The sequence below is a fragment of the Streptomyces sp. 35G-GA-8 genome (genome assembly GCF_023534745.1).
Taxonomy (GTDB): Bacteria; Actinomycetota; Actinomycetes; order Streptomycetales; family Streptomycetaceae; genus Streptomyces.
The window spans coordinates 117,947-131,055 of the sequence record NZ_JAMHJQ010000003.1 but is presented as its reverse complement, the minus strand read 5'-3'; the positions used below and the strand labels follow the sequence as shown (position 1 = coordinate 131,055).

Genomic DNA, 13,109 nt, shown 5'->3' with positions numbered 1-13,109 from the left:
GGTTCTCCCCTCAGGGAGATACCTGGGTCCCCTGCCGGATCGCCGAGCCATGGCGGTCCTTGACGATCTCCAGTTGGGTGGGGACACGGCGGCGCAGGTCGGCGACGTGGCTGACGATGCCGACGCTCCGGTCGCGCTCCCTGAGCGAGTCCAGGACGTCCAGGACCTCGTCCAGCGTCTGATCGTCCAGGCTGCCGAAGCCCTCGTCGATGAAGAGGGTGTCCAGCCGGGCGCCGCCCGCCTCGTCGGTGACGACGTCCGCGAGGCCGAGCGCGAGGGCGAGGGACGCGAAGAAGGTCTCGCCGCCGGAGAGTGTCGAGGTGTCACGCGCGCTGCCGGTCCAGGCGTCGATGACCTGGAGCCCGAGCCCGGAGCGCCGCTGGCCGCCCGTTCTGGCGTCGGAGTGGACCAGGGCGTACCGGCCGGAGGACATGCGCTGGAGCCGTACGGTGGCCGCCGCCGCGACCTGTTCGAGGCGGGCGGCCAGCACATAGGACTCCAGGCGCATCCTGCGTTCGTTGTCGGTGGAGGTGCCCGCGGTGAGACCGGCGAGGCGGGCCACCCTGTCGTACTCCTCGCGCACCGGGCCGAGTGCGCGTACCTCGGCCTCGGCCAGCCGGGAGAGTCTGCCCAGCTCGGCACGGCGGTCCCGGGCGGTGGTCGCGGCGGACGACGCGTCGCGCAGGGCGCGTTCGGCGGCGTTGTGGGCGGCTGCGACGGCCTCGGTCCTGGCGGGCGGGTGATCCGCGGCGGCCCGCGTCTCCGGTTCCGCGAGCCGGTCGGCGACCGCGGCGGCCTCGGCCCGCCAGTCGTCGAGCCGGTGCTGGAGCGTCCGCCGGTCGGTGTCGGTGAGCAGGGCGTCCGCGGCGGCCTCCGGGGTGTCGAACCCGGCCCGGAAGGCGGCGCCGGCCACCCGGCCGTCGGCCTCCTTGAGCCGGAGCGCGGTGGTCTCGACGGCGCGTACGGCCTCGGCGGCCCCGGCGAACCGGCCGGCCCGGTCGGCCAGCTGCGCGGCGCGTTCCGCGACGCTGTCCGCGGCTCCCCGGGCGTGGTTCAACTCGGCCCGCAGCGCGTTCTGTTCGCGTTCCAGGGCGTCGCGCCTGGAGGTACGGGCGGCCACGCGGCGTTCGGCCTCGCGCTGCGTGGTGAGCCGGCCCTCGTACTCACGCTCGGCGCGGCCCAGGGCCTCGCGGGCCGCGTGGGTACCGGCGGCGACACGGCGGGCCTCGGTGTGTTCCCGGTCCAGCCGCTCGGTGAGCGTGGCGAGTTCGGCGACGCTCGACTCACCGGCCGCCGCGCGGGCCGCCGTGTGTCGTTCCCGTATCGCCGTGTGTTCGCGCTCGGCGCGGCCGCGGGCCTGGTCGGCGCGCCGGTAGGCCGCCAGCGCGGCGTCCTCCGCGGCGGGGTCGACCTGGCCGTCGGTGGCCGGCGCGGGCCCGGGGTGCGCGGCGGAGCCGCAGACCGCGCAGGGTTCACCGTCGACGAGCCGGGCGGCCAGCTCGGCGGCCATGCCTGCCAGCCGTCGGCCGCGCAGGTCGAGCCAGTGCTCATGCGCCGTATTGGCCTGCTCCCGGGCCGAGTTGAGCAGCCGCCCGGCCTCCGAGGCCGCCGTTTCGAGGGTGTCGCGCCGCCGGGCCGCTTCGAGCCGCAGGCGCGCGGGGTCGAGCTGTCCGGCGAGTTGTTCGGCGTGGGTCGCGGCCTCCTGCGCGGCCTCGACACGGTCCTGGAGGACGCCGCGTCGGTGCTCCCACCCGGCCAGCCAGTCGGCCGCTTCCTGAAGGACCTCGTCGTCGGCACGGGCCTGCCGGTCCAGGCCGGCGCGCTCGGCCGTGATCTCGGTGTCGCGGTGCTCGGCGCGCCGGGCCGCGTCGAGCGCGCCCAGCTCTTGGCGCACCTTCCCTTCCAGCGCGGCGAGTTGTTCCGCTCCGGCGTCCATGAGACCGGCGGGCAGCAGCGCCCGGGCGTGCTCGTACTCGGCGGTGGCGGCGCGGTGGGCCTGTTCCGCGTCGGCGCGCAGCGAGAGCGCCGGTGCGACCAGCTCCGCCTTGTGGGAACGCTCCAGCCGGGCCCGTGCCCGCTCGTGTTCGGAGCGCTGTTCCTCCAGCGCCTCGGCGCGGCGCCGCGTCTGGACGAACCGCTCCTGCAGCGCGGCCAGTTCCCGCTCGGCGTCCAGCGCGCGCCCGGCGGCCAGGGCGCGGCTCTCGGCGCCGGACAGGGCGGATTCCGTGATGTCGGACCACTCGTGGGCGCCGGTGCGGACGACCGCCGCCCACTCCAGGACGGCCGGGGCGAACCCCGCGTCGCCCGGCCGGAGTTCGGGCAGTGGCGGCGTCGCGGGGTCGCCCGAGGGGGACGCCGTACGGTTGCCGGAGGGGGACGCCGTACGGTCCCCCGCCTCCTGGGCGAGCCGCTGCGCGACGGCGAGAAGCCGGTCGTCGCCCGCGCGTACCCGGTGCTCGGCCGCGCGCCGCAGCTCGGCGAGGCGCTCCTCGACCGCGGCGAACCTGCGGGTGTCGAAGAGCTTGCCGAGAAGCTTCCCGCGCGCCTCCGCGTCCGCGCGCAGGAAGCGCGCGAAGTCGCCCTGTGGCAACAGCACCACCTGGCAGAACTGATCCCTGCTCATCCCGAGCAGGACTCCGATCTCCTCGCCGATCTCCTGGTGGGAGCGGCTCAGCGCGCGCCATGTACCGCTCTCGGCGTCGTACTCCCGCAGCCAGCTCTGCGCCTTCTCGGTGGTGAATCCCTTCGTCCGCTTCTTCGGCCGGAGCTGCGCGGGCCGTCGGACGATCTCCAGCCGTCGGCCGCCGACGGTCAGATCGAGGCCGATCTCGGTGGGGGTCCCGACGGGCGCGTGATCGCTGCGGAGTGTGACCCCGGGGCTCTGACGGGCGCCCGGCACGGCGCCGTAGAGCGCGTAGCAGACCGCGTCGAGCACCGAGGTCTTCCCGGCGCCGGTCGGGCCGTGCAGCAGGAAGAGCCCGGCGGCGCAGAGCGCGTCGAAGTCCACCTCCTCGGTGGTGGCGAACGGCCCGAAGGCGGTGATGGTCAGCCGGTGCAGCCTCACGGGGTCTCCTCGCGTACCGTCGCGTCGACCCGTACGTCCTCGAACGCGGCGCGCAGCACCGCGCGTTCGGGCTCGTCGGGCCCCGATCCGCCCCGTACGTGCGCGATGAAGTCCTCCGCGATCTGCTGGTCGGTACGGCCCGCGAGGCGCTGCGCGTAGGAGGAGAGCGGGTCGTCGTCGCCCCGCTCGGGGTCGAGGACAAGGCTGAGTGTGTACGGGAAGCGTTCGGTGAGCCGGGCCATGGGCTCGGCGGGGCGTACCGGATCGGTCAGGGTCGCCTCGACCCAGGACGACTCGTGGCGGGCGAACCGGGGGTCGTCGAGCAGTTCGTCGAGCGTGCCCCGGATCCGGGCCAGGGCGCGTGGTACCGGACAGTCGATCCGCTCCGCCCCGATCTCGCCCCGCGGCCCCAGCTCGATCAGCCACATCGTCTTGCGGTGCGTGGTCTCCGAGAAGGAGTACGCGAGGGGCGAGCCCGCGTAACGGACGCGTTCGGTGAGGGTCTGGGCGCCGTGCAGATGTCCCAGGGCGACATAGTCGACGCCGTCGAAGACTCCGGTGGGCACGGCCGCCACACCGCCCACGGTGATGTCCCGTTCGCTGTCGCTGGGCGCGCCGCCCGCGACGAACGCGTGCGCGAGGACGACGGAGCGGGTGCCCGGGTCGCGTCCCGCGAGATCGGCCCGTACCCGTTCCATGGCGGCGCCGAGCACCGTCTCGTGGTGGGCCTTGGCGACCTTGAACTCGTCCCTTACCAGGGCCGGTTCGAGATAGGGCAGTCCGTAGAAGGCCACCTCGCCGTGCGCGTCCTTCAGCAGCACGGGGGTGGCGCAGCCGGCCGGGTCGGTCCGCAGATGGATCCCCGCGCGCTCGACCAGGCCCGCGAGGACGCCGAGCCGACGCGCCGAGTCATGGTTCCCGGAGATCATCACGGTCGGTACGCCGGCGTCGGCGAGACGGTGCAGGGCCCGGTCGAACAACTCCACCGCGCTGAGCGGGGGTACGGCCCGGTCGTGGACATCGCCCGCGACGACGACGGCGTCCACCGCGCGGTCCCGGGCCGTGGCCACGAGATGGTCGAGGAACGCGGCCTGGGCGTCGAGCATGCTCACCCGGTGGAACGACCGCCCGAGATGCCAGTCCGACGTGTGCAGAATCCTCAAGACCGGCTCTCCAAAGGGCGGAAGACGCGGGGCATATCAGGCAAAGACCTCTCCGCCCAGCTCCAGCACGGCGGTCCCGGCCGTCGTATCGGCCAACCATGCCCGGAACGCCGGTACCTCCGAGTCCGGCAGGCCGATCTCGATCGTGACCGCCTCGGCGTACCGTACGTCGCGCACCGCACGCCCGGTCGCCCGCAGATCGTTCTCCAGCCGGCCCGCGCGCTGGTGGTCGACGGTGACGGTCGCCAGTCGGAAGCGCTGCCGGGTGAGGGTCCCGACGGCGTCCAGGGCCTCGCCGACCACTCCCCCGTACGCCCTGATCAGTCCGCCCGCGCCGAGCTTGACCCCGCCGTAGTAGCGGGTCACGACCGCGGCGGTGTAGCGCACCTCACGTCGCGTCAGCATCTGGAGCATCGGCGCGCCCGCCGTACCGCCCGGCTCACCGTCGTCACCGGCCTTCTGCACGGAGGCGTCGGCGCCGATCACATACGCGAAGCAGTTGTGCGTGGCCGTCGGGTGTTCCTCGCGGATCCGCGCGACGAACTCCCGCGCCTCCTCCTCCGTCGCCACGGGCGCCAGCGCGCAGATGAAGCGCGACCGATTGATCTCGGTCTCGTGGACGCCCGCTCGGGCGACGGTCCGGTACTGCTCCTGCATCCCCCCACCCTATGCGGGGCCCGAGCCGGCCCGATCACACGGTCGCGGACACGACCGTCGCCCCCGCGGCGATGGCGAGCACCGCCGCGGAGATGATCAGGAACCGGGGATTGCCCAGATTGACGGTCCAGCCCAGCCCCACGCGCCGGGGCACCAGGACGGCGGGATCGTCGGCGTTGACGTAGACGGTGCCGGCGCCGTACCAGTGGCGGTCGTCGTCGCGCGGCACCAGCCCGGTCTCCTCGTCCGCGCCGTCGAAGCCATCCGCGCCACCCTCGCCTCCCGAGCCGCCCGTGCCTTCCGACGTCGGTCGGCCGCCCCCGGATCCGTCGCGTATGAGCGGCACGGACGCGGCGACGGCCGCGAGCAGCGGCCCGCCGACGACCAGGGACAGCACCGCGCCGGAGCGGTTGTCGCTCCACATCATCCCGGACAGCCCGAGCAGCATGAGGTTCAGCAGCGCGGCGATGCCCAGCAGAGACCGCCCCGTCAGACCGAGGTGGCGGCGGTGCCGGGCGGCGCTGCTCAGAGGCCGCGAGACATCCAGGTCCGCGCGGGCGCGCAGCACGGCGGCGACCGTCCCGATGACCACGGCGGTCAGCAGGATCTGGGCGAAGACCGGGCCGAACACGGTCCAGAAGGTGGTCGTGATCTCGCGGTACACGGTCCCGCTCGACGTACGTTTCGGTAGCGCCATCGTCTCGGGCAGCCGCGGATAGGCGATCGCACCTGCGACGGCGGTCACGACGATCACCACGAGCGAAGGAATCGTCCATGCCCACGGGAGCCGTACGGGATCGGTGCGCAGGGAGGTGTCCGTCGCCACACCCTGCCGTACGTGCTTGTACCAGTCGCCCCGCTCCTTCGCGCGGACGAGGGCGCGATGCGCGCTCAGCCACAGCGCGGCGGCGATCGCACAGAGCACGAGCGCCGCGACGCCGCCGACCGCGACGCTGTCGAGCACCGCGCCGATGACGAGGGCGGCCACGGTGACCACGAGGGTGGCCGGCAGCAACAGAGCGCGGTAGCGCCGACGTTGCGCGCTCACTTCGGGGGCGTCCGCCCTGTCGGGCGGTACCCGTACACCGAAGGGCACCGAGTGGGGGTTGAGCGACGGGCTCGGCGCGGCGCAGAGGGTGGCTCCTAGGGGCAGCAGGATTCCGGCATTGACGAGCAGGCTGACAAGCATGGTGGTCACCCGATCCAATCTCGTGTGAGCGACGGGGCACGGCCGGCCGGGACCGCAGCCGCCAGGGCTTCTTCACCGCTCCCCGCCACCCCCCTCGTTCCGCTGGGCGAACCCCTCCAGGGTCGCCCGTACATACGCGTCGACCTCCTCCTCGGTACTGCCTCGCACCACCGCTTCGGCCAGCAGCGTGCGCAGCCGCCGCTCCCAGTCGGTCCCCACCCGCAGTTCCGCCGTCGCCGTCCGCACATCCGGGTGGACCACCGCTCCGCTCTTGCGGTTGACGCGGATGATGCCCTCGCGCCGGAGCAGGTCGTATGCCTTGTTCACGGTGTGGAAGTTGATCGCCAGGTCGACGGCGAGCTGTCTGGTGGAGGGCAGGGACGCACCGGGCGCCAGGGAGCCGTCCGCGATGGCTTCCACCACCCGGTCGCGGATCTGCTGATAGATCGGGGCCTCACTGTCGAGATCGAGCACGAGTCGCACACGCTCACTCTATCTGATGTACAACTACTAGAATAGATATCACGGCAGGACCGGGCCCCGGGTCCCAGAGGGAGGGATGGATCCCATGGCACAGACGCGGACTTCAGCCACGGAACCGACGCGTCACCCGAGCCACCGGATCGACGTGACCGGCCTGACCAAGCGGTTCGGGCCGGTCGCCGCGGTGGACGGGCTCAGCTTCTCCGTGGAGCCGGGCGCCATCACCGGCTTCCTCGGACCCAACGGAGCGGGCAAGACCACGACCATGCGCATGATCCTGGGCCTGGTCACCCCGACCGGGGGCACCGCCACGATCGGCGGCAAGCGGTACGGAGAGCTGCGCCGGCCCTCCGAGGTCGTCGGGGCGGTGCTCGACGCCTCGGCCTTCCACCCGCAGCACTCGGCGCGGGACCATCTCCGGATCTACCGCACCATGGGCGGCCATCCGGCGGGCCGTGTCGAGGAGTTACTGGACCGGCTCGGCCTCGCGCACGCCGCGCACCGCAAGACCCGTACCTTCTCCACCGGAATGAAGCAGCGGCTCGGCCTCGCGACCGCGCTGCTGGGCGATCCCCGGGTGCTGCTGCTCGACGAGCCGGGCAATGGCCTCGACCCCGAGGGCATCGCGTGGCTCCGTCGCTTCCTGCGCGAACTCGCCGACGAGGGGCGCACCGTACTGGTGTCGAGCCATGTGCTCGGCGAGGTTCAGCAGATCGTGGACGACATCGTGATGATCCGGCGCGGCAGGCTGGTCGCGGCGGGGCCGCTGCGGGAGATCGAGCGGCTCAGCCCCTCGACCGTACTGGTCCGCTCCCCCGACGCCGAGGCGCTCAAGAAGGCGCTGTTACGGGGTACACCCCATGGGGTGGGGGCCGCGCGGAACGTCGAGACGGGGCACGACGGCGCGCTGCGGGTGCGGGGGCTCACGACCGCGCAGGTCGCCGATCTGGCGTCGGCCGCGGGGCTGCGGGTGCATGAACTGCTCTCTGAGGACACGAGCCTGGAGCGGTTGTTCCTCGAACTGACCTCGGACAGCTCGGACAGCGAGGGGGAGGCCCGATGAACGCGTTGATCAAGGCGGAGTTCCGCCGGCTGCTCGCCACCCGCATGTGGCTGTGGTCGCTGTTGACCGCCGTCGTTCTCGGCGGCGGCATGGTCGGGCTGCTGACCGCCGTCGGACCGGAGAATTTCTCGCCGCCCATGCCGGGCCTGGCGACGGAGGAGGGTGTTCTGTCGGTCTTCGGGATGCTGGGCTTCACGGTCTTCGTCCCGGCGGCGCTGGGCACGGTGGCCATGACGTCGGAGTACCGGCACCGTACGGTCACCTTCACCTTCCTCTTCGCCCCGCGGCGCCGACAGGTGCTCACCGCCAAGCTGGTCGCCTTCGGAGCGGCAGGTCTGGTGTACGGGCTGGTGCAGACCGGCAGCGCGGGCGCGGGGTTCTTCGGAGCGCTCGCCGCCCGTGGGGTCACCCCCGGGCTCGCCACCGGCACGGTGATCGAGCTACTGCTCAGGCTGGCGCTGACGATGGCCGTCTACACCCTGCTCGGGGTGGCGATGGGCGCGCTGATCCGCAACCAGCTCGTCGCTCTCTCGGTGGTCATCGGCTATCTCTACCTGGGCGAGCTGATCCTGATGATGATCCCCGGGGTCAATCTGCTCTACCCGCTGCTGCCGGGTGGCGCCACGGCCTCGCTCACCGGTTTCACCTATCTCGCTGATGTTCTGGCGGACGAATTGGCCACGAGTCCGGTGTCATTGCTGTCCCCGGTGGGCGGCGGAGTGCTGCTGGCGGGTTACGCTCTCGTCGCGGCGGCCGTCGCCGTACGGGTACCCCTGCGACGGGACGTGGTCTGACCGCCGGACCGCGGGTACGGAGCGATGCCGGACTCCCTTCCCCGGCGATCGCCCGTACACGCAATGGGCGGGTGCCCCGGACCGCATGCCGGGGCACCCGCGTTGCTCATGCTCCACTCGCCCGTTTCCCCGCGCGTCTGCGCGCGTCCGCGCGCGGGGCTCCGCGCACCGGTCAGTCGCCGATCCAGCCGTGCGTACGCGCCAGCTCGATGATCCGTGCACGGATCCGCTTGATCTGATCGGCGGTCAGGGTTCCGTCGGCGTCGAGGAGCACGTCGGTCAGCTCGCTGCGGAACCCGCCGGCGCCCGGCTCGTCCTCGGCCACCCCGCCGCCGCCTCCGAAATGTTCGAGACGGTGTCGCGAAGGCTGGTGGATCAGACGGATCTCCGACGCCTTCGGGCCCTTCTCGCCCATTTCGACGAAGAACTCGACGTCCCGGCCCGCCTGGTAGAGGTACTTCTCGTCCAGCAGATCGTTCGCGTGCATGAACACGTCCTCACCACCCTCGTCCGGGTTGATGAATCCATACCCACGCGTCTCGTCGAACCGCTGGATCTTCCCCGTCTTCAGCACAACCACACCTCCGCGACCACCACAACCAGCCCTGATTCAGCTCGACCAGGATGGTACGTCCGGCGCCGCGGCGCCACCCCTGAAGAATTCATGATCCGGACAGTGAATCGGCCATGACGGTTCGAGGACGCCGACACTGTCTGCGCAGCTCAGCCCATGGCAACGTCGATTGCGGGTCCCGGTTCCTCCCGCTAGGGCCTGTCCGGCGGACGGGCCCTGGGCCCCGTCCGCCGATTTCGGCGGGCTCGCGACGCCCGGCACCGCACATCGACGAGCGTATGGTCGGCCGCACTGCCGACGCCACGGATTCACCACTCGCTTACGGGGGCGTTACATGCAGAGGATCCACTTCACCGCGGCAGATCTCGCTCGAACGCGGCTGCAGAGCACACTCGGCCCGGTCGCCGAGGGGGTCTTCGCGCTCGGTGTGCTCACCCAGTCCCGCAACCCCGACTACGCGCGATGGCGAGCCGACGCGTTCGGCCGGCTGCGCGAGACCTCCTCCCTCAACCGGCCGCTCGTCCCACTGCTCCGGGCCCTCAAGGCACCGGACGATCTGTTGTTCCTGCTCGACTCCTCGCCGGACGCGGACACCTCCGCGCTCGCCGCGCTCTCCCTGTCCCGTACGGACGCGACCCGGCTGGCCGTGGACATGTGGCGGGCCGGTGTCGCCCCGTACTGGGACCGAGTTCTGGAACGGCTCGACAGCGAGTGCGACACACACGGACGCATCGCCATGACGGGCGGGGTCGAGCAGCTGCTCGGCACACTGCACCCCCGGATCGTCTGGAACCCACCGGTCCTTGAGATACACGACGGCCTGGAGCTCGACGTCCATCTCAGGGGCCAGGGCCTGCTGCTCAACCCGTCGGCGTTCCTGCCGGGGCTGGTCGGCCGGGTCATCGCCGCCGAACGGGACAGCGATCAGCCCGCGTTGGTCTTCTCCATGCCGTCGGATGTCTCCGGTCTGTTCGCGGTCCCGGACGCCCCGGAGGTCACCGGCGGACAGGCGCTCAGCGCACTCGTCGGTCAGACCCGCGCCGCCGCCCTGCGCGCGCTGACCAACACCTGCACCACCAGCCAGCTCGCCGCGCGGCTCGGCGTCTCCCCCGGCAGTGCGAGCCAACACGCCTCCGTATTGCGGGAGTCGGGGCTGATCACCACTCGGCGGGTACGGAACAGCGCTCTCCATTCGGTCACACCGCTCGGAATGGCGTTGCTGGGTGGCCGGCTGCGCAAGGCCCCTTCCACGGCCCGTCCCGGTACGCGTCCGGGCTCCGTGAACGAGCCGCCGCGCCCCAGGACGGCACGACAGTAGGATCGATCCGTCGGCCATCTCCAGCTGTTTCGGCGGTCGTTGAACACCCGGGTCGAGCATGAGAATTTCATGTCCCGGCAGTGAATCCGGAACTGACTACTCGTCAAACCGTTGTGCGCGGCCTCATTCCCGCGAGAATCGCCACGGGTCGCGCACGCGGCAGCACGTCAACCGACCGCACGACAACGGACAGCATGAAAGGGGAACGATCGTCATGAGCAACGCCATCACCTCCCTCCTCGGGTCGGACGGACCGGCGGCCGGCGGGCGTCATCTCGTCATCGAGGACCTCGACTCGATGCCCGAAGACGGCGTCGCGATGCTGAGCATCTGCATCAACGCCTCTCCCGTCGCCCCCGCGTTCAACGCGCACGAGCCGCACCAGGCATGACCGAGGCAGGGGGGAACGGCCGGTGGCCGTCCGCCGGTGACGGGGCGCGACTCGGCTTCAAGAGCCATCTGCGCGCCACGGTCGTCCCGGGAGAGGCGGCCTATCTGGTGTCCCAGCGCGGAGTCACCGCGCTGTACGGGGACCACAGCGAGGTGCTGGTACCCCTGCTCGACGGCACCCGCAGTCCCGACGAGGTGTTGCGGGACGCGGCTCCCGCGCTGACCGCGGAGGAGGCCGACGCCTCGCTGCGGGCCCTCGACGCGGCGGGACTGCTGCGGCTGCGGCCGGCCGCGCCGGAGAGCCCGACCGCACCCCCCTGCCCCGATCCGGCGGCCGAGGCCTACTGGGATCTGGCCGGGCTGGACGGCGTGCATACGCTGGACAGGCTCGCCCGGACGTCGGTACACCCGGTGGCCCTGACGGATGTCGACCTGGACGAGGTCGGCGCCGCGTGCCGCGCCTCGGGGCTGACGCTCGCGCCGCCGGACACCGAGGCGGATCTCTCGCTCGTCCTGTGCGACGACTATCTCTCCCCGGAGCTGCGCGAGGTCGATGCCCGGCACCGCGCGGCGAAGACGCCCTGGCTGCCGGTGGCCCTGGGCTCCGCGACCCCCTGGATCGGACCGGTCTTCCGCCCCGGCGAGGGTCCGTGCTGGCACTGTCTGGCGACCCGGCTGCGCGGTCACCGCCACTCCGAGCGCCCCCTCCAGCGCGCGCTCGGCCTGGACGGACCGCCGCGGCGACCGCACGCCACACTGGCGGCGGGCCGGGCCATCGCCGTACAACTCGCCGTGCTGGAGGCCGCCAAGTGGCTGGCGGGGGTACGGTCCTCCTCACACGGCTCCGTGAACACGCTGGACACACTGGGACTGCGCTCCACGGCCCATCCCGTGGCCCGGCTGCCGCAGTGCGCGGTCTGCGGGGATCCCGGCCTGGTCGCCCGGCGGGTGGACGGTCCGTTCGTACCGGTGTCGCGGCCCAAGGCCGTCCATGACCTCAATGGCCACCGGGCGCTGACGCCCGGTCAGATGTGGGAGGGCTACGGATCGCTGGTGGATCCCGTCACCGGCATCATCAAGGAGATCCGGCGTGCCCCCGGGAGCCCGGAGTTCGTCAGCGCCTTTCTCTCCGGCCGGAATCTGGCCATGCGCAGCGGGACCCTGGCGGGGCTGCGGGCCGGGCTGCGCTCCCTCAGCGGCGGAAAGGGGCTCACGGACGAGGAGGCCCGTACGAGCGCGCTGGGTGAGGCGGTGGAGCGCTACAGCGGAACCCGGCAGGGTGACGAACCGGTGCTCCATGACTCCCTCCAGGCCCTGGGCGAAGCGGCGATCCATCCCAACTCCTGCCAGTTGTTCGACGACCGGCAGTTCCGGGACAGGGAGCGGTGGAACGCGGGCGGCTCCCGGCTGCACCACGTACCACCGCCGTTCGACGCGCGCCGTCCCACCGACTGGACCCCCGTGTGGTCGCTGACCGGGCGGACCCAACGACTGCTGCCCACGTCCATGCTGTACTTCGGCGAGGAGGAGGCACCGGACGGCCTGTCGGCCGACTCCAACGGCAACGCGGCCGGCAGCAGCCCCGAAGACGCCCTGGTCCAGGGGTTCCTGGAGCTGGTGGAGCGGGACGCGGTGGCGCTGTGGTGGTACAACCGGACCCGTCAGCCCGGTGTCGATCTCGACGCCTTCGGGGAGCCGTACATCGAGCGGCTGCGCGAGGGCTACCGTACGGTCCGCCGCGAGGTGTGGGCCCTGGACCTCACCTCGGACCTCGGCATCCCTGTGATCGCGGCCCTGTCCCGGCGTACGGACAAGCCGGCCGAGGACATCGTCTTCGGCTTCGGCGCGCACTTCGACCCGCGGCTGGCACTGCGCAGGGCCCTGACGGAGATGGGTCAACTGCTGCCCCTGGTCGGCGAGGTGACACCCGAGGGCGGTGGCTACCGCGTCACCGATCCCGAACCGCTGGACTGGTGGCGGCACTCCACGGCCGCCAACCGCCCCTATCTGCGGGCGGATCGGGACGCGCCCGCCCGTGGGCCGCGCGACTGGCCCTACACCCCGACCGGTGATCTGCTGGAAGACGTCACCACCATCACGGAGTTGACGCGGTCGCACGGCATGGAACTGCTCGTACTCGACCAGAGCCGACCCGATCTGGTACTCCCCGTGGTGAAGGTGATCGTGCCGGGACTGCGGCCCTTCTGGCCGCGCTTCGCGCCGGGCCGGCTCTACAACACCCCGGTGGAGCTGGGGAGATGCGCCGAGCCCACCCCTTACGACCGACTGAACCCCATACCACTTTTCGTCTGACTCCCACGAGCGGACGCGTAAAGTCCGCGTAACGGAGCGGCGATTTCGTTCCGGCACCGTCTGATCTCGGCACATCCTTCACGTCGATCACTTACGCTCTT

Annotated in this window: 11 protein-coding genes; 5 read left to right on the top strand and 6 right to left on the bottom strand. The window is 71.9% G+C overall.

From position 1 onward, the window contains the following. Nucleotides 1-10: 10 nt before the first annotated feature. The 5 genes from M1203_RS07070 to M1203_RS07050 all read right to left on the bottom strand — a co-directional run bounded on the left by M1203_RS07070 (nt 11) and on the right by M1203_RS07050 (nt 6,556). Nucleotides 11-3,064, bottom strand: coding sequence for an AAA family ATPase (locus M1203_RS07070; RefSeq protein ID WP_249948654.1), 3,054 nt, complete (start codon nt 3,062-3,064; stop codon nt 11-13). Beyond that, nucleotides 3,061-4,227, bottom strand: coding sequence for an exonuclease SbcCD subunit D (locus M1203_RS07065; RefSeq protein ID WP_249948653.1), 1,167 nt, complete (start codon nt 4,225-4,227; stop codon nt 3,061-3,063). The genes M1203_RS07070 and M1203_RS07065 overlap by 4 nt, the downstream gene beginning before the upstream one ends. 36 nt (nt 4,228-4,263) lie before the next feature. Then, the gene (locus M1203_RS07060; protein WP_249948652.1) at nt 4,264-4,884 is read right to left on the bottom strand and encodes a YigZ family protein; all 621 of its coding nucleotides are present in this window, start codon (nt 4,882-4,884) and stop codon (nt 4,264-4,266) included. A 34-nt stretch (nt 4,885-4,918) separates the two neighbouring features. Continuing rightward, nucleotides 4,919-6,073, bottom strand: coding sequence for a DUF1648 domain-containing protein (locus M1203_RS07055; protein ID WP_249949063.1), 1,155 nt, complete (start codon nt 6,071-6,073; stop codon nt 4,919-4,921). 72 nt (nt 6,074-6,145) lie between these two features. Beyond that, a complete protein-coding gene (locus M1203_RS07050) occupies nt 6,146-6,556 on the bottom strand; it encodes a GntR family transcriptional regulator (RefSeq protein ID WP_249948651.1) in 411 nt (136 codons plus the stop codon). Nucleotides 6,557-6,641: 85 nt separating this feature from the next. On the opposite strand from M1203_RS07050, the gene M1203_RS07045 reads away from it, so the two are divergent. Both M1203_RS07045 and M1203_RS07040 read left to right on the top strand, forming a co-directional pair. After that, nucleotides 6,642-7,619, top strand: coding sequence for an ABC transporter ATP-binding protein (locus M1203_RS07045; RefSeq protein ID WP_249948650.1), 978 nt, complete (start codon nt 6,642-6,644; stop codon nt 7,617-7,619). Then, the gene (locus M1203_RS07040; RefSeq protein WP_249948649.1) at nt 7,616-8,413 is read left to right on the top strand and encodes an ABC transporter permease; all 798 of its coding nucleotides are present in this window, start codon (nt 7,616-7,618) and stop codon (nt 8,411-8,413) included. The genes M1203_RS07045 and M1203_RS07040 overlap by 4 nt, the downstream gene beginning before the upstream one ends. 172 nt (nt 8,414-8,585) lie before the next feature. On the opposite strand, the gene M1203_RS07035 is transcribed toward M1203_RS07040, so the two are convergent. Further along, nucleotides 8,586-8,987, bottom strand: a complete 402-nt coding sequence (locus M1203_RS07035; RefSeq protein ID WP_249948648.1) for a cold shock domain-containing protein — start codon at nt 8,985-8,987, stop codon at nt 8,586-8,588. 334 nt (nt 8,988-9,321) lie between these two features. Here M1203_RS07035 and M1203_RS07030 point away from each other — a divergent pair, with 334 nt between their 5' ends. The 3 genes from M1203_RS07030 (at nt 9,322) to M1203_RS07020 (ending at nt 13,008) form a co-directional block, all read left to right on the top strand. Then, nucleotides 9,322-10,305 carry a helix-turn-helix transcriptional regulator gene (locus M1203_RS07030; protein WP_249948647.1) on the top strand — a complete coding sequence of 328 codons (984 nt, stop codon included), beginning with the start codon at nt 9,322-9,324 and terminating at the stop codon, nt 10,303-10,305. A 214-nt stretch (nt 10,306-10,519) separates the two neighbouring features. Beyond that, a complete protein-coding gene (locus M1203_RS07025; RefSeq protein WP_249948646.1) occupies nt 10,520-10,696 on the top strand; it encodes a hypothetical protein in 177 nt (58 codons plus the stop codon). After that, nucleotides 10,693-13,008: a TOMM precursor leader peptide-binding protein gene (locus tag M1203_RS07020; RefSeq protein ID WP_249948645.1), complete on the top strand. Its 2,316-nt coding sequence runs from the start codon at nt 10,693-10,695 to the stop codon at nt 13,006-13,008. Before M1203_RS07025 ends, M1203_RS07020 begins: the two co-directional genes overlap by 4 nt. Nucleotides 13,009-13,109: the final 101 nt, after the last annotated feature.